13 protein-coding genes are annotated in these 16,519 nt (G+C 50.5%); 6 read left to right on the forward strand and 7 right to left on the reverse strand.

What is annotated here, in order from left to right; translation table 11 throughout:
* Window positions 1-114 precede the first annotated feature (114 nt).
* Genes uidA through uidC form a run of 3 tightly spaced genes read left to right on the forward strand, consistent with a single transcriptional unit; the run spans window position 115 to window position 4,600 of the window.
* The gene (uidA, locus tag C7B16_RS01315) at window positions 115-1,926 is read left to right on the forward strand and encodes a beta-glucuronidase (protein WP_001516343.1); all 1,812 of its coding nucleotides are present in this window, start codon (window positions 115-117) and stop codon (window positions 1,924-1,926) included.
* Entirely contained in the window at window positions 1,923-3,296 is a 1,374-nt protein-coding gene (uidB, locus tag C7B16_RS01320) for a glucuronide transporter (protein ID WP_001075870.1), read from the forward strand. Before uidA ends, uidB begins: the two co-directional genes overlap by 4 nt.
* A 38-nt stretch (window positions 3,297-3,334) precedes the next feature.
* Window positions 3,335-4,600, forward strand: coding sequence for a glucuronide uptake porin UidC (gene uidC, locus C7B16_RS01325; protein WP_016248681.1), 1,266 nt, complete (start codon window positions 3,335-3,337; stop codon window positions 4,598-4,600).
* A 42-nt stretch (window positions 4,601-4,642) separates the two neighbouring features.
* Here uidC and C7B16_RS01330 read toward each other — a convergent pair whose 3' ends face one another.
* Together C7B16_RS01330 and manA are read right to left on the reverse strand one after the other, a co-directional pair.
* Window positions 4,643-6,151: a YdgA family protein gene (locus tag C7B16_RS01330; RefSeq protein WP_016248682.1), complete on the reverse strand. Its 1,509-nt coding sequence runs from the start codon at window positions 6,149-6,151 to the stop codon at window positions 4,643-4,645.
* A 98-nt stretch (window positions 6,152-6,249) separates the two neighbouring features.
* On the reverse strand, window positions 6,250-7,425 hold the full coding sequence (manA, locus tag C7B16_RS01335; protein WP_001516346.1) for a mannose-6-phosphate isomerase: 1,176 nt from the start codon (window positions 7,423-7,425) through the stop codon (window positions 6,250-6,252).
* A gap of 198 nt (window positions 7,426-7,623) precedes the next feature.
* Here manA and fumB point away from each other — a divergent pair, with 198 nt between their 5' ends.
* Entirely contained in the window at window positions 7,624-9,270 is a 1,647-nt protein-coding gene (gene fumB / locus C7B16_RS01340) for a class I fumarate hydratase (protein WP_001516347.1), read from the forward strand.
* Window positions 9,271-9,476: 206 nt separating this feature from the next.
* Window positions 9,477-10,880 (forward strand): class II fumarate hydratase, encoded by a 1,404-nt coding sequence (gene fumC / locus C7B16_RS01345; protein WP_107179274.1) that lies wholly within the window; start codon window positions 9,477-9,479, stop codon window positions 10,878-10,880.
* Here fumC and tus read toward each other — a convergent pair.
* The 3 genes from tus to rstA all read right to left on the reverse strand — a co-directional run bounded on the left by tus (window position 10,877) and on the right by rstA (window position 13,905).
* Window positions 10,877-11,806 (reverse strand): DNA replication terminus site-binding protein, encoded by a 930-nt coding sequence (gene tus / locus C7B16_RS01350; protein WP_107179275.1) that lies wholly within the window; start codon window positions 11,804-11,806, stop codon window positions 10,877-10,879. The genes fumC and tus overlap by 4 nt on opposite strands.
* A 74-nt stretch (window positions 11,807-11,880) precedes the next feature.
* Window positions 11,881-13,182 (reverse strand): two-component system sensor histidine kinase RstB, encoded by a 1,302-nt coding sequence (gene rstB, locus C7B16_RS01355; protein WP_000732531.1) that lies wholly within the window; start codon window positions 13,180-13,182, stop codon window positions 11,881-11,883.
* Between the two features lie 3 nt (window positions 13,183-13,185).
* Entirely contained in the window at window positions 13,186-13,905 is a 720-nt protein-coding gene (rstA, locus tag C7B16_RS01360) for a two-component system response regulator RstA (RefSeq protein WP_107179276.1), read from the reverse strand.
* A 128-nt stretch (window positions 13,906-14,033) separates the two neighbouring features.
* Here rstA and C7B16_RS01365 point away from each other — a divergent pair, with 128 nt between their 5' ends.
* Window positions 14,034-14,369: a GlpM family protein gene (locus C7B16_RS01365; RefSeq protein ID WP_000524883.1), complete on the forward strand. Its 336-nt coding sequence runs from the start codon at window positions 14,034-14,036 to the stop codon at window positions 14,367-14,369.
* On the opposite strand, the gene folM is transcribed toward C7B16_RS01365, so the two are convergent.
* Entirely contained in the window at window positions 14,366-15,088 is a 723-nt protein-coding gene (gene folM / locus C7B16_RS01370; RefSeq protein ID WP_107179277.1) for a dihydromonapterin reductase, read from the reverse strand. The two genes, C7B16_RS01365 and folM, sit on opposite strands and share 4 nt — an antisense overlap.
* A 36-nt stretch (window positions 15,089-15,124) precedes the next feature.
* Window positions 15,125-16,507 (reverse strand): amino acid permease, encoded by a 1,383-nt coding sequence (locus C7B16_RS01375; protein WP_000412361.1) that lies wholly within the window; start codon window positions 16,505-16,507, stop codon window positions 15,125-15,127.
* Between the last annotated feature and the right edge of the window lie 12 nt (window positions 16,508-16,519).

Genomic DNA, 16,519 nt, shown 5'->3' on the forward strand with positions numbered 1-16,519 from the left:
TTATTTCCATTTCTCTTCCGTGGGTTTCTCACAGATAACTGTTTGCATTGCTTAATTGGTTAACTAATCAAATTAAAGGTTGACCAGTATTTTTATCTTAATGAGGAGTCCCTTATGTTACGTCCTGTAGAAACCCCAACCCGTGAAATCAAAAAACTCGACGGTCTGTGGGCATTCAGCCTGGATCGCGAAAACTGTGGAAATGATCAGCGTTGGTGGGAAAGCACGTTGCAAGAGAGTCGGGCGATTGCCGTACCAGGCAGTTTTAACGATCAGTTTGCTGATGCGGATATTCGTAATTATGTGGGCAATGTCTGGTATCAGCGCGAAGTCTTTATACCCAAAGGTTGGGCGGGCCAGCGTATCGTGCTGCGTTTCGATGCGGTCACTCATTACGGCAAAGTGTGGGTTAATAATCAGGAAGTGATGGAGCATCAGGGCGGCTATACGCCGTTTGAAGCCGATGTTACTCCATATGTGATTGCCGGAAAAAGTGTGCGTATCACCGTTTGTGTGAACAATGAGCTGAACTGGCAGACTATCCCGCCGGGAATGGTGATTACCGACGAAAACGGCAAGAAAAAGCAGTCTTATTTCCATGATTTCTTTAACTACGCCGGGATCCACCGCAGCGTAATGCTCTATACCACGCCGAACACCTGGGTGGACGATATCACCGTGGTGACGCATGTAGCGCAAGACTGCAACCACGCTTCCATTGACTGGCAGGTGGTGGCCAATGGTGATATCAGCGTCGAACTGCGTGATGCTGATCAGCAGGTTGTCGCAGCCGGACAAGGTCACAGCGGAACCTTGCAAGTGGTGAACCCGAATCTCTGGCAACCCGGTGATGGGTATCTCTATGAACTGTGCGTCACCGCAAAAAGCCAGACAGAGTGCGACATCTATCCACTGCGCGTCGGTATCCGCTCGGTGGCAGTAAAGGGTGAACAGTTCCTGATCAACCACAAACCGTTCTACTTCACTGGCTTTGGTCGTCATGAAGATGCGGATTTGCGTGGCAAGGGATTCGATAACGTGCTGATGGTGCACGATCACGCATTGATGGACTGGATTGGTGCCAACTCTTACCGCACCTCGCATTACCCTTACGCTGAAGAGATGCTCGACTGGGCTGACGAACATGGCATTGTGGTGATTGATGAAACTGCCGCCGTCGGCTTTAACCTTTCTTTAGGAATTGGTTTCGAAGCGGGCAACAAACCGAAAGAACTGTACAGCGAAGAGGCGGTCAATGGGGAAACCCAGCAGGCGCACTTACAGGCGATTAAAGAACTGATTGCGCGTGACAAAAACCACCCAAGCGTGGTGATGTGGAGCATTGCCAATGAACCAGATACCCGCCCGCAAGGTGCCCGGGAATATTTCGCGCCACTGGCAGAAGCAACGCGTAAACTCGACCCGACACGACCGATCACCTGCGTCAATGTGATGTTCTGCGACGCTCACACCGATACCATCAGCGATCTCTTTGATGTGCTGTGTCTGAACCGTTATTACGGCTGGTATGTCCAAAGCGGCGATCTGGAGACGGCAGAAAAGGTACTGGAAAAAGAACTGCTTGCGTGGCAGGAGAAACTGCATCAGCCGATTATCATCACCGAATACGGGGTGGATACGTTAGCCGGTCTGCACTCGATGTACACCGATATGTGGAGTGAAGAGTATCAGTGCGCGTGGCTGGATATGTATCACCGCGTCTTTGACCGCGTTAGTGCTGTCGTTGGTGAACAGGTATGGAACTTCGCTGATTTTGCAACTTCGCAGGGCATTCTGCGCGTTGGCGGTAACAAGAAAGGGATTTTCACTCGTGACCGCAAACCAAAATCGGCGGCTTTCTCGCTGCAAAAACGCTGGACTGGCATGAATTTCGGTGAAAAACCGCAGCAGGGAGGCAAAAAATGAATCAACAACTCTCATGGCGCACCATCGTCGGCTACAGCCTCGGTGACGTTGCCAATAACTTCGCCTTCGCCATGGGGGCGCTCTTCCTGTTGAGTTACTACACCGACGTCGCTGGCGTCGGTGCCGCTGCGGCGGGCACCATGCTATTACTGGTGCGGGTATTCGATGCTTTTGCTGACGTCTTCGCCGGACGGGTGGTAGACAGCGTAAATACCCGTTGGGGCAAATTCCGCCCCTTCTTGCTGTTCGGCACTGCACCGTTAATGATCTTCAGCGTGCTGGTTTTCTGGGTGCCGACCGACTGGAGTCATAGCAGCAAAGTGGTGTATGCATATTTGACTTATATGGGGCTGGGGCTTTGTTACAGCCTGGTCAATATACCTTATGGCTCACTGGCAACTGCCATGACCCAACAACCACAATCCCGCGCCCGTCTGGGCGCGGCTCGCGGGATTGCCGCTTCGCTGACCTTTGTCTGCCTGGCTTTTCTGATTGGCCCGAGCATTAAGCACTCCAGCCCGGAGGAGATGGTGTCGGTATACCATTTCTGGACGATTACCCTGGCGATTGCCGGGATGGTGCTTTACTTCATTTGCTTTAAATCGACGCGCGAGAATGTAGTGCGTATCGTGGCGCAGCCGTCATTGAAGATCAGCCTGCAAACGCTGAAACGGAATCGTCCGCTGTTTATGTTGTGCATTGGCGCGCTATGCGTGCTGATCTCGACCTTCGCGGTCAGTGCTTCGTCGTTGTTCTACGTGCGCTATGTACTGAATGATGCCGGGTTGTTTACTGTGCTGGTGTTGGTGCAAAACCTGGTCGGCACAGTGGCATCGGCACCGCTGGTACCGGGAATGGTTGCCAGAATCGGTAAAAAGAATACCTTCCTGATTGGCGCTCTGCTGGGAACTTGTGGTTATTTGCTGTTCTTCTGGGTTTCAGTCTGGTCGCTGCCGGTGGCACTGATCGCGTTAGCCATCGCTTCAGTTGGTCAGGGCGTTACCATGACGGTGATGTGGGCGCTGGAGGCCGATACTGTAGAATATGGTGAATACCTGACCGGTGTACGCATTGAAGGGCTTACCTATTCATTATTCTCATTTACCCGAAAATGTGGACAGGCAATAGGGGGTTCAATTCCCGCCTTTATTTTGGGATTAAGCGGATATATTGCGAATCAGGCACAAACGCCGGAAGTTATTATGGGGATCCGCACATCAATTGCCTTAGTCCCTTGCGGATTTATGCTACTGGCATTCGTTATAATTTGGTTTTATCCGCTGACTGATAAAAAATTCAAAGAAATTGTGGTCGAAATTGATAATCGTAAAAAAATGCAGCAGCAATTAATCAGCGATATCACTAATTAATATCTTATAAAAATAATCAGAACATCAAAGGTGCAACTATGAGAAAAATAGTGGCCATGGCCGTTATTTCCCTGACGGCTGCCTCTGGCCTTACCTCCGCTTACGCTGCACAACTGGCTGACGATGAAGCGGGACTACGAATCAGACTGAAAAATGAATTGCGCCGGGCTGACAAGCCCAGTGCTGGCGCGGGAAGAGATATTTACGCATGGGTGCAAGGAGGATTGCTCGATTTTAATAGCGGTTATTACGCTAATATTATTGGCGTCGAAGGTGGAGCCTATTATGTTTATAAATTAGGTGCTCGTGCTGATATGAGTACCCGATGGTATCTTGATGGCGATAAAAGTTTTGGCTATGCATTGGGTGCGGTAAAAATAAAACCGAGTGAAAAGAGTTTACTTAAATTAGGTCGTTTCGGGACAGATTATAGTTATGGTAGTTTACCTTATCGTATTCCGTTAATTGCTGGCAGTTCGCAACGTACATTACCGACCGTTTCTGAAGGAGCATTAGGTTATTGGGCTTTAACGCCCAATATTGAACTGTGGGGAATGTGGCGCTCCCGGGTATTTTTATGGACTGATTCAACAACCGGTATCCGTGATGAAGGTGTTTATAACAGCCAGACCGGAAAATACGATAAACATCGCGCTCGTTCTTTTTTAGCTGCCAGTTGGCATGATGATACCAGCCGTTATTCTTTGGGGGCATCGGCACAGAAAGATGTTTCTAATCAGCTACAAACTATTTTTGAGAAAAGCATTTCGCTCGCCCGGGATTATGCGCTGAAAGGGGAGTTGCTCGGCTTTTATGCGCAACTGGAAGGCTTAAGTCGTAACACCAACCAGCCCAATGAAACGGCGCTGGTTAGCGGCCAACTGACGTGGAGCGCGCCGTGGGGAAGCGTGTTTGGTAGCGGTGGTTATCTGCGTCATGCGATGAACGGAGCCGTGGTGGACACCGATATTGGTTATCCTTTCTCGTTAAGTCTTGATCGTAACCGGGAAGGTATGCAGTCCTGGCAATTGGGTGTCAATTATCGTTTAACCCCGCAATTTACGCTGACATTGGCACCGATTGTGACTCGCGGCTATGAATCCAGTAAACGAGATGTGCGGATTGAAGGCGCAGGTATCTTAGGCGGTATGAACTATCGGGTCAGCGAAGGGCCGCTACAAGGGATGAATTTCTTTCTTGCAGCCGATAAAGGACGGGAAAAGCGCGATGGTAGTACGCTGGGCAATCGCCTGAATTACTGGGATGTGAAAATGAGTATTCAGTATGACTTTATGTTGAAGTGAAAAAACGCCGGAGAGAAAACTCTCCGGCGTTTTGGCTGTGAATTACTGTTGCGGGATGGCCGGTACAGCCGGAACGGTAAGTGCTGGCATCGCAAACATACCGACAAAATCTTCCAGCGACATTTTCTGACCATTCAACGTGATCTGACCGTTAGCATATTGCAGGCTGGTGGTGATGGCATTGTCCTGCAAGGTGGTCAGACGGAACATCTGGCCCATTGCTGATGCACCTTCAACTTGCTGTTTCGCCAGCTTTTTAGCTTGATCTTCCTGATAGCCTTCCAGCTTCGCCACCTGAGTCATCAGTTCGGTTGCCATATCGACCGGAATGGTCAGTTTTGCATCCAGAGATTTAACCGAGCGATCAACTTCCTGCGCCAGTGTTTGCGGCGCTTCTTTAGTCGCTGCCGGATCTTTCAGGAACAGCGACAAATTCAGCGCGCTTTCACCCTGACTGTTTTTCCAGCTTAACGGCGCAATCGTAATTACCGGATCGCCTTTTAACATCAGCGGCAGGGCGCTAAAGAAGGCTTCCGTCACTTTCTCCTGATAAAGTTCGGCATTGTTGGCAATCTCTGGCTGTGCCAGTAACGCCTGTGTTTGCGCGTTATATTGCTGGCTAAACTGATGCCAGGCTTCACCGTCAATCTGACCGACTTTTAAAGTCAGCTTGCCGCTGCCCAGATCCTGATTCTGTACCTTCAGGCTGTTTAGCGAGTAATCCAGTTGGCTATTGATCGTTTTACCGTCATTAACCAGGTCTGATTTACCACTGATCTCCATGCCTTCCAACAGAGCCAGTTCTTTGCCTTCCACTGAAATGGTCATTTTTTCCAGCGACAGTTTTTGGTTACCCACGCGCTCACCGAAACTTGCCAGCGTGCTGGAACCATCGGTTTTCAGATTATTAAAGGTCAACTGCACTTTCTGGTTGTATTCGTTAACTGCATCGACCCGACCGCTTTGCGCCTCCCCGGAAAGGGAGATGGCTTTACCGTCTCGGTCAGCATTTAACTGGAACTCACCGCCGCTAAAGGCGACTTTTTCATCTTTTTGCTCGTAATTCAGTGGCTTGAGCGAGATATCTGAACTGGAATCGCCGCTGTAACCGATGCGAGAGTTAATCTCAAAAGGTGTATCTCCTTTTGCCATATCAAACAGTGGCTTGCTCACAGCGTTATTGACCAGCGTGGTTTGAATCGACGCCATCGACGGGATCAAATTCAGTTTTTTAAGCTGGGCCAGAGGGAAGGGACCGTGGTCAACAGATTCATTGAAGATGACGCTCTGGCCACTTTTAATCCACGGATTTTCTTTCCCGGCGATGGGCTTCACCACTAATTGCAACTGGCTGCTGAACACGCCGCGATGATAGTTTTGATAACTCACTTCCAGGTTGGATTCAGGAGCTGTCAGTTTGAGTTGCGCGTTCGCCTGTGCGACCATGTCTTCGAGATGGGTTTCAATCTTCTTGCCTGTGTACCATGCGCCGCCTGTCCAGACTACGCCGAGCGCAACAATGACGCCTACCGCTACCAGCGATTTATTCATAATGATTATCCATAAATGAAATCAGGCGGACTGGCCGCCTGAAGTGTTATAAGCCTTTAATAAGCTTAGCAAGAGATGTTAATTATTTCAGTAAGCTCTTACAGCTTGTTGTAAACACGCGCTAAACGTCCGTGGCCTTTCACCGTCACCGGCGACTCATTGGCGGCAATAAATGCGGACTCACCCGGTTTAAGCGCTAACTGTTGAGAACCTTTACCCAGTGTTGCTTCGCCTTCAACGCAGAACAAAATGGCGGCACTTTGCTGGCTGATGGTAGTTTCTTCATCGCTAAGGTCATGCAGCGAGAAAGCAAAATCATCAACCGGAATCGGGAAGTCCAGCTCTGCACCTTGTTTCACCGGCTGGGTCAGCAACTGGCTGGCCGGTTTGGCTTCAAACTTAACGTTGGCAACCAGCTCCGGAATATCAATATATTTTGGCGTCAGACCCGCACGCAGCACGTTATCGGAGTTCGCCATCACTTCCAGCGCCACGCCTTGCAGGTAGGCGTGTGGTGTTTCTGCGAACAGGAACATCGCTTCACCAGGGTTCAGTTTTACCACATTCAGTAACAGTGGGGAGAACAGGCCGCTGTCATCCGGGTAAAATTCAGCAATTAAACGAATCGTTTGCCACGGCTCACCCTGTTGGCTGTCGAGCGCCGATTTCAAAATCGCCAGCGCGCGGGATTTCTCTTCACCCTGCATATTCAACAGGCTGGCGAACAGTTCGCTTAAACGTTCGGCATTGGGCTGCTGTAAAAAATGAGCAATCGCCGGATGCGCGCCCGCGACGGGCTGGAGCAGGGAAACAATCTCGGAAAACTCACGAAACGCGTTCATCGCGAGGAAAGGGGTCAGGGCAAAAACCAGCTCTGGCTTGTGGTTAGGATCTTTATAGTTACGCTCGGCGGCATCCATTGGAATGCCGGCGGCATTTTCTTTGGCAAAACCGATTTCAGAATTGCGTTTATTTGGATGAACCTGAATGGAGAGCGGCTGGGCTGCGCATAACACTTTGAACAGGAAAGGCAGTTCGCCAAAACGCCTGGCAACGGCATCTCCCAGCAGAGTTGATTTATCACCCTCAATCTCATCACGCAGTGAAACGATATCTCCGGCGGCATTGTGCACACGTGAACTGCTCTTCGGATGTGCGCCCATCCACAATTCAGCCATCGGCTGGTTGGATGGATTTTCCATGCCATAAAGTTCAGTCAGTGCCGTTTTGCTTCCCCAGGCATAGTTTTGCACTGAGTTAATAAGTTTTTGCATGATCAATCCCTGTTTGAATGTGGAAATTAATCCCGCTATTAAAGCAAGAATCCTACGGGAAGTAACCTGGAGCCGCAAAAAGTCGTACTAGTCTCAGTTTTTGTTAAAAAAGTGTGTAGGATAATGTAACTCGCTTTTAACAGGGCAATGGAACACCCGCCCAGAGCATAACCAAACCAGGCAGTAAGTGAGAGAACAATGTCAAACAAACCCTTTCATTATCAGGCTCCTTTCCCACTCAAAAAAGATGATACCGAGTACTACCTGCTGACCAGCGAACACGTTAGCGTATCTGAATTTGAAGGGCAGGAGATTTTGAAAGTCGCGCCAGAAGCGTTAACTTTGTTGGCGCGTCAGGCGTTTCATGATGCGTCATTTATGCTGCGTCCGGCTCACCAGCAGCAAGTGGCCGATATCCTGCGCGACCCGGAAGCCAGCGAAAACGACAAATATGTGGCGCTGCAATTCCTGCGCAACTCCGACATCGCCGCAAAAGGCGTTCTGCCAACCTGTCAGGATACCGGCACCGCGATAATCGTCGGTAAAAAAGGGCAGCGTGTATGGACCGGTGGTGGTGATGAAGCGGCGCTGGCGCGCGGTGTCTATAACACCTATATCGAAGATAACCTGCGCTACTCGCAAAACGCAGCGCTGGATATGTATAAAGAGGTGAATACTGGCACTAACCTGCCAGCGCAGATCGATCTTTATGCTGTTGATGGCGACGAGTATAAATTCCTCTGTATCGCCAAAGGTGGCGGTTCCGCAAACAAGACGTATCTCTATCAGGAAACCAAAGCGTTACTGACGCCAGGGAAACTGAAAAATTATCTGGTTGAGAAAATGCGTACGCTGGGCACGGCGGCGTGTCCTCCGTATCACATTGCCTTTGTGATCGGTGGTACATCTGCGGAAACTAACCTTAAAACAGTAAAACTGGCTTCCGCTAAATACTATGACGAGCTGCCAACGGAAGGGAATGAGCACGGTCAGGCGTTCCGTGATGTGGAGCTGGAAAAAGAGTTGCTGATTGAAGCGCAAAATCTTGGTCTGGGGGCGCAGTTTGGCGGTAAATATTTTGCCCATGATATCCGCGTGATTCGTCTGCCACGCCACGGCGCATCCTGTCCGGTTGGTATGGGCGTTTCCTGTTCTGCTGACCGTAATATCAAAGCGAAAATCAATCGTCAGGGGATCTGGATCGAAAAACTGGAACATAATCCAGGCAAATATATCCCGGAAGAATTGCGTAAAGCAGGGGAAGGCGAAGCGGTGCGCGTTGACCTTAATCGTCCGATGAAAGAGATCCTCGCACAGTTGTCGCAGTATCCCGTTTCTACCCGCTTGTCGCTGAACGGCACGATTATTGTCGGTCGTGATATTGCCCACGCCAAACTGAAAGAGCGCATGGACAACGGCGAAGGGTTACCGCAATACATCAAAGATCACCCGATTTACTATGCTGGTCCGGCAAAAACGCCAGAAGGTTATGCCTCCGGCTCTCTTGGCCCAACGACCGCCGGACGGATGGATTCTTACGTCGATCAACTGCAAGCGCAGGGCGGCAGTATGATCATGCTGGCGAAGGGTAATCGCAGTCAACAGGTGACCGATGCTTGTAAAAAACATGGTGGCTTTTACCTTGGCAGTATCGGCGGCCCGGCAGCAGTGCTGGCGCAGGGCAGTATTAAGAGCCTGGAATGTGTTGAATATCCGGAACTGGGTATGGAAGCTATCTGGAAAATTGAAGTGGAAGATTTCCCGGCATTTATCCTTGTTGATGATAAAGGGAATGACTTCTTCCAGCAGATTCAACTCACGCAGTGTACCCGCTGCGTGAAATAAGCGGGCGGATAAGGCGTTCACGCCGTATCCGGCATGAACAAAGCGTACTTTGCAAACAATCTGAGCCGCCCTTTACTTCGGGGCGGCTTTTTTACATGGCACGAAAGACCAAACATTTGTTACCAAATAGTAAATAATGAGTGAGCTAAAAGTTGCTTAACGAAAGCAAAACAGAAAGAAAAAATTAATCAGGTGAGGAGCAGGCCATGAATACAGTACGCAGCGAAAAAGATTCGATGGGTGCGATCGATGTCCCGGCAGATAAGCTGTGGGGCGCACAAACTCAACGCTCGCTGGAGCATTTCCGTATTTCCACGGAGAAAATGCCCACCTCACTGATTCATGCGCTGGCGCTGACTAAGCGTGCAGCGGCAAAAGTTAACGAAGATTTAGGTTTACTCTCTGAAGAGAAAGCGAGTGCTATCCGTCAGGCAGCGGATGAAGTGCTGGCAGGACAGCATGACGATGAATTTCCGCTGGCTATCTGGCAGACGGGTTCCGGCACGCAAAGCAACATGAATATGAACGAAGTGCTGGCCAATCGGGCGAGCGAACTGCTCGGTGGCGTGCGCGGAATGGAACGTAAAATTCACCCTAACGACGACGTGAACAAAAGCCAAAGTTCAAATGATGTCTTTCCGACAGCAATGCACGTTGCGGCGCTGCTGGCGCTACGCAAGCAACTCATCCCGCAGCTTAAAACACTGACACAAACGCTGAATGAGAAATCGCGCGCATTTGCCGATATCGTCAAAATTGGTCGTACCCACTTGCAGGACGCCACGCCGCTGACACTGGGCCAGGAGATTTCCGGCTGGGTAGCGATGCTGGAGCATAATCTCAAACATATTGAATACAGCCTGCCGCATGTGGCGGAACTGGCGCTGGGCGGTACAGCGGTAGGGACGGGGCTGAATACCCATCCGGAATATGCCCGTCGCGTAGCGGATGAGCTTTCGGTAGTTACCTGTGCGCCGTTTGTTACTGCTCCGAACAAATTTGAAGCACTGGCGACCTGCGATGCACTGGTTCAGGCTCATGGCGCGTTGAAAGGGCTGGCGGCGTCACTGATGAAAATTGCGAACGATGTCCGCTGGCTGGCTTCAGGCCCTCGCTGTGGCATTGGCGAAATCTCAATTCCGGAAAACGAGCCGGGCAGCTCAATCATGCCAGGGAAAGTGAACCCAACGCAGTGTGAAGCGTTAACCATGCTTTGCTGTCAGGTGATGGGAAACGACGTGGCGATCAACATCGGTGGCGCTTCCGGTAATTTCGAACTGAACGTCTTCCGCCCGATGGTGATCCACAATTTCCTGCAATCGGTGCGCTTACTGGCGGATGGCATGGAAAGTTTTAACAAACATTGTGCAGTGGGAATTGAGCCGAATCGTGAGCGAATCAATCAATTGCTCAATGAGTCGCTAATGCTGGTGACTGCGCTCAACACCCACATTGGCTATGACAAAGCCGCTGAGATCGCTAAAAAAGCACACAAAGAAGGGCTGACTTTAAAAGCCGCAGCCCTTGCGTTGGGGTATCTTAGCGAAGCCGAGTTTGATAGTTGGGTACGACCAGAACAGATGGTCGGCAGTATGAAAGTCGGGCGTTAATCTGCAACATACAGGTGCAGCCGTGGAATGATTAAGCGAAGCGGCTGCGCCTGGGGTTTGTAACGGTGCTGCACATTGTCGGCATCATAATTTGGCAGCTCGCCAACGTCCGGCACACCAGCACCATTATCCCGATTAACCAACGCGATAAGCGGCGTAGGGCAGGCATGTTGTACCTGTTTTTGATCTCCCTTATACCAGACACGGGCAATTGGCTGCACCTTCACCGGACGTTTGATTTTTAATTTCGCATCCTGCGGCAGGGCGGCGATATCCTGATACTCACGCTCCAGTTTTCCTTGCCACTCCTCGCGCGTCCACGGCGCGACGCTGCGTGGTGATTTCAGGCTTTTTTCCAGTTGAGCCAGTACTTCATCACGATGCAAATTCTTAATGATATGCTTATTCGCCCAGCCAAAACGTAAAGTGGCAGGATCGTGAAGAACCGTGAGCGTGCGGTAAGCGTTAAGGGTAATCAGTCCCGGCAAATGACGATGTACCCATTCAAAACGCGCCGCCGTGGGGAGTTCTGACTCAACCGTGACGATATGTTCAAAAGTGGTTTTGAGTTGATTGATGCGCTGAATATGACTTGCCAGCGCCGCTTGTGAAAGATTATCGACCTGATAACACAACACGCCAGGCAGACGAACAGCGGCCTTGCTGCTGCGGTTTTCGGACTGTTGCTGAATAAACAAATGGCGGAAATGACGTAGTGCCAGCGCCTGCGCCTCTTTGCCGAGATGTTGCTTAACTTCAATGCAATTCAGCGGATTATGCTCATCCGCTTTTTTGACTTCCGGTAAAGAGAACACGCGGGCAACCAGCAACTTGTGCTGCTCAAGCTCAGCGGCAAACGCGGCCAGTTCTTGCTCCATCTGACGAAAGGTAGTATTGAGTCGGTCAACGAGATCGTAACGAGCCATAAAATCACCACTTTAGTTACAACATACTTATTATATAACACAACGGCGGTAACTTGACCACCGTGCGCGTAGTGTCAGGCAGAGGTAAATTGCGGGATGTTATGCCATAACGGCCAGCTAAACGAGAAGCGGGCACCACCCAGTTCGCTGGAGTCACAGTTAACCGTGCCGCCCATTGCCAGTGCAATAGAGTGGACAATCGCCAGTCCCAACCCACAACCGCCGGTTGAACGGTCACGGCTAGGATCGAGACGCACAAAGGGTTCAAAGACATGCTCGCGATCCTGTGGGGCTATTCCTGGCCCATCATCTTCGACAATTAATGTCGCTCTGTTTCCTGCCAGTAGCAGGCTGGTTTCTACGGTTGAATGGCAGTAGCGCAGGGCGTTATTGATCAAGTTATCCAACACGCGCGCCATTAAGCGCATATCCAGCGCCGCATAATGACCTTGCATGAGCGTTTTTATCCGTACCGTTTTGTCGGGGTTAACAGCCTGGATATCGGCCAGATGTGTTGACAGCCATAACGGTAGGTCTGGCTCGCTAAGATGCAACTCATTTTGCGGGCGGTCTAATCGGGCATAGGTCAGCAGTTCTTCGATCAAGGCTTCCAGTTGGCTGATATCACGATTCAGAGCCTGAGACTCTGTTTCACTCAGGTTATCGCTCATCTCCAGCCGATAACGCAGGCGCACTAACGGCGTTCGCAGTTCGTGAGCAATCCCGTCGATAAGCTGTTTTTTGCTGGCAATTAATGCATTGATATTGTCCGCCATCTGGTTAAATGCTACGCCCAGTCGTTCAAAGCTCGAACCATCATCAAAGTGAATGCGTTCATTGAGATGGCCATCGCCAAATCGTTGCGCCGCTGCTTCCAGTTTTAACATGTCCTGCCAGTGCGGACGCATCCAGATAAATACTGGAAAGGCGAGAGAGATGGCAATAAAGGCAATCAGCGCGATATCCAACAAACGCATTTGATGGAGGTAATAGAGATAAGGAACGGGACCGACGGCCAGCACGTAGTGGCTGCGTGGGATGCGTTGCAAAAAAGTGTACTGATCATCCAGAGCAACAATCTCACCGCCACGCAGTCGGTGCATGGAAATTTCATCGAGATGATACTTACTCAAGGGTTCGACGCGCAGATCGAAAGAGAGATTTAAATCCATCTCCTTCAGCGTTTTTCCCCAGTCGTGCGGGGGGATCTCCCGCAACTCGCTACGCATCAGGTACAGCGAACTGTTCATCAAATCATCCAGCGACTGTTTGCCCGCGCGTTCGGCGGTAAATTTGTACACCAGTCCAACCAGCAGGGACATCACCAGAAAGCAGACAAACAGTAAAAGATAAAACTGGATAAACAGTTTTTTCATCGCTCATTCCCATGCATGGGGCGCAAAAAGATAGCCTTTGTTACGCACAGTTTTAATACGATACGGTTCAGCAGCGTTATCGAGCAGTTTTTTTCTTAACCGCGAAATAGCCACGTCCACGCTACGATCCAGACCGTCATAACTGACGCCGCGTAAATTTCGCAACAACGCATCGCGATCCATAATTTGCCCCGCATGAGTGGCTAATTCCCAGAGCAGTTCGAAATCGGCGGTAGAGAGTGAAATCTCAGTGTTAGCAAGGGTGACTACGCGGTTAATAGGGTCGATGATCAACGTGCCGAAATGCAATGCTTTGTAGGGCGTCAGAGGCGTTTCCTGAATGCCTTTGGTCAGCGTCGCTTGCTCATTCTGACGCAAATGTAAACGTAGCCGAGCCAGCAGAACTGCAGGAGGAGTCGTTTTGAGAATATAGTCGCAGGCACCCATTTCCAGCGCCAGAATGTGGTTCATATCACTGTCGAGGGAGGTCAGCAGAACGATTGGTCCGGACCACTTAGAACCTAAATCGCGACAGATAGTCATGCCGTCTTTGCCTGGTAGCATGATATCGAGTAGCACCAGATCCGGATTTTCCCGCAGGATCGTTTCTTCTGCATGGTCGCCGCGAGGTTCTATGGTTACCTGCATATCATGTTTTGCCAGGTATGCGGCAATCAGTGAACCAACTTCTGCGTCATCTTCCACAAATACGATAGTGTTCATATTATTCACGGTAGATATAAAAACGTCACAATACACTGCACCGTTTTTACTTACTATCAATCGTTTCTAAACAAGTTTGCATCAGGTATTCTACTAAGGACTTGTTATGGAAGTGTTAAGGTAAAAAGATGGGGCTGGTAATCAAAGCCGCGCTTGGTGCGCTGGTGGTGGTGTTGATTGGTGTATTAGCAAAAACGAAAAATTACTACATAGCCGGGCTGATCCCGCTTTTCCCAACCTTTGCGCTCATCGCGCATTATATTGTTGCCAGCGAACGCGGCATTGAAGCCTTACGCGCAACCATCATTTTCAGTATGTGGTCGATCATTCCTTATTTTATTTATCTGGCGTCGCTGTGGTATTTCACTGGAATCATGCGCTTGCCCGCGGCTTTTGTAGGTTCTGTGGTGTGCTGGGGACTAAGCGCATGGGTGCTGATTATTTGCTGGATGAAACTGCATTAACGCAGATGTCGACCTCCATCAAGCGGGAAACTGCGCCCGGTAACAAAGCAACTGGTGAGCAAGTAATCGACCAGATCGATCACCTCTTTCTCGCCAGGCGCGGTTTTCATCAGCGATTTATTCAGCGCCTGTTGGCGATATTCAGCATCATCATGTTCATTAAACAGGATCAGCGACGGTGCAATAGAATTCACTTTCACTTCCGGTGCCAGCTTGCGGGCAAATGAGCGGGTCATATTATCCAGGGCTGCTTTGCTTGCTGCATAGGCGATATGGTTGTCGCTGCCTCGTTCCACCACATAATCGGTGAAGTGAATAATATCGCTGGCGGCGTGCCCGTGACCACGCAGTAATCTTTCCAGAGCGTGGTTAAGAAGGTATGGGGTATTTACGTGGATTTGCATCATGCAGGCCAGCACGTCAGCCAGTGGCGTACCTGGTTTTTCTGCCATCCACGCGCTGGCATTGTGCAAAATGGCACGCAGGCCGTGGGTGCTTTTTAATACTTTATCGGCAAACGCCATCACGCCATCATTCGTCGAAAAATCAGCCTGAATACACTGTGCTCCCGCCTGAATCAGGCTATCAATGGCAGGATAGTGCGTCCGATAGCTGACAATCACCGGTTGCTTTTGATTAATGAAATGCCGGGCGAGGGCGAGGCCGATGCGACGGCCTCCGCCAGTGATTAATATTGGCAAGGGCTGGGTATTACCCATCGTTATCTCCTTTGCTATCCAACGATGGGACGAACGTTATCCCACCAGCATCCAGGTCGCCGGAACTGCGGCAATTAACAGCATGCCAATCAGTACCATTTCCTGACGATTCAGAACATTATCATGTGTATGCGTTTTACGCGCGTACAGGAATACCAGCAACCCCGGCGCATACAGAACGACGGACAACAACAGGTGCATTGGACCAGAGGCGTACAATAACCATAAGCCATAAATGCAGGCACCGACACCTACCGCTTTATGCAGCGGGCGGGTTGCGATTTTCAGCAAGAACGCGCCAACAAGGAAATAGGGCACCAGAATCATTTCTGAGGCAATGGTTAGCAACGTGTTGTAATCGGAACCGGTCAGCCAGATTAGCACCAGACAAATTTGCACGCAGATGTTGGTCAGCCACAGCGAGGCGGATGGCGCAGCCTGTGCGTTCTGGCGGGCAAAAATGCGCGGGAATGCTTTATGGGTCGCTGCCAGGAAGGGGACTTCTGCCGCCATAATGGTCCAACTTAAATATGCGCCACAAACGGAAACGATCAATCCGGCAGCGATGATAATCTCGCCCCACGGCCCCATCATTTTCACCATCAGGCCCGCCATAGACGGGTTACGAATTTCCGCCAGTTCAGGACGCGCAACCACGCCCAGCGAAAGCAGAGTGACCAGTAAATAAACGCCCAGCGCGGAAAGTACCGCCAGGAGTGTCGCTTTGCCGACATCATGTTTATTACGCGCACGCGCAGAAACCACCACCGCACCTTCCACACCAATGAATACCCACAGGGTGATCAGCATGGTGTTTTTCACCTGTTCCCACACCGGTACACCAAGTGCAAGGCCAGAGAAGTCGAGTCTGAAGGTGTCCAGTTTGAACATCATCAGCGCCAGTACAATAAACAGTCCCAATGGCAACAATTTTGCCAGCGTTGCCACCAGGTTAATGCTGGCAGCGGTCTGTACACCGCGCAGGATCAAAAAGTGAACAATCCACAAAAGTGCGGATGCACCGACGATCGATTGCCAGGTGTTGCCATCGCCAAACAGACGCAGTTCCGGCGTATCGGTGAAGAAACTCAATGCAGAAAAGACGATCACCAGATAGGAGACGTTAGCGATAACCGCGCACAGCCAATATCCCCATGCGGAGCAGAAACCAATGAGTTCGCCAAAACCTTCACGAGCATAGGTAAAGATGCCGCCGTCAAGATCGGGACGAATGCGTGTCAGGATCAGCATGGCAAAGGCGAGTAATAAAATGCCAGCGCCAGTAATGCCCCAACCGATGAGCAGTGCTGCCGGGCTGGCAACCGCGGCCATATTTTGTGGCAGACTGAAAACACCTGCGCCCAGCATTGAGCTTAATACCAGCGCGGTGAGTGCGCTCAGTCCCAGTTTCTTTTCCATCGATATCCAGTG

It is taken from the genome of Escherichia sp. 20412-1, from assembly GCF_003027595.1.
GTDB classification, from domain to species: Bacteria; Pseudomonadota; Gammaproteobacteria; order Enterobacterales; family Enterobacteriaceae; genus Escherichia; species Escherichia marmotae.

Excerpts from the sequence above, each read along its gene's own strand:
- C7B16_RS01330 (WP_016248682.1), bottom strand. The coding sequence starts at position 6,151 with ATGAATAAATCGCTGGTAGCGGTAGGCGTCATTGTTGCGCTCGGCGTA.
- manA (WP_001516346.1), bottom strand. The coding sequence starts at position 7,425 with ATGCAAAAACTTATTAACTCAGTGCAAAACTATGCCTGGGGAAGCAAA.
- fumC (WP_107179274.1), top strand. The coding sequence starts at position 9,477 with ATGAATACAGTACGCAGCGAAAAAGATTCGATGGGTGCGATCGATGTC.
- uidA (WP_001516343.1), top strand. The coding sequence starts at position 115 with ATGTTACGTCCTGTAGAAACCCCAACCCGTGAAATCAAAAAACTCGAC.
- tus (WP_107179275.1), bottom strand. The coding sequence starts at position 11,806 with ATGGCTCGTTACGATCTCGTTGACCGACTCAATACTACCTTTCGTCAG.
- fumB (WP_001516347.1), top strand. The coding sequence starts at position 7,624 with ATGTCAAACAAACCCTTTCATTATCAGGCTCCTTTCCCACTCAAAAAA.
- rstA (WP_107179276.1), bottom strand. The coding sequence starts at position 13,905 with ATGAACACTATCGTATTTGTGGAAGATGACGCAGAAGTTGGTTCACTG.
- uidB (WP_001075870.1), top strand. The coding sequence starts at position 1,923 with ATGAATCAACAACTCTCATGGCGCACCATCGTCGGCTACAGCCTCGGT.
- C7B16_RS01365 (WP_000524883.1), top strand. The coding sequence starts at position 14,034 with ATGGGGCTGGTAATCAAAGCCGCGCTTGGTGCGCTGGTGGTGGTGTTG.
- folM (WP_107179277.1), bottom strand. The coding sequence starts at position 15,088 with ATGGGTAATACCCAGCCCTTGCCAATATTAATCACTGGCGGAGGCCGT.
- C7B16_RS01375 (WP_000412361.1), bottom strand. The coding sequence starts at position 16,507 with ATGGAAAAGAAACTGGGACTGAGCGCACTCACCGCGCTGGTATTAAGC.
- rstB (WP_000732531.1), bottom strand. The coding sequence starts at position 13,182 with ATGAAAAAACTGTTTATCCAGTTTTATCTTTTACTGTTTGTCTGCTTT.
- uidC (WP_016248681.1), top strand. The coding sequence starts at position 3,335 with ATGAGAAAAATAGTGGCCATGGCCGTTATTTCCCTGACGGCTGCCTCT.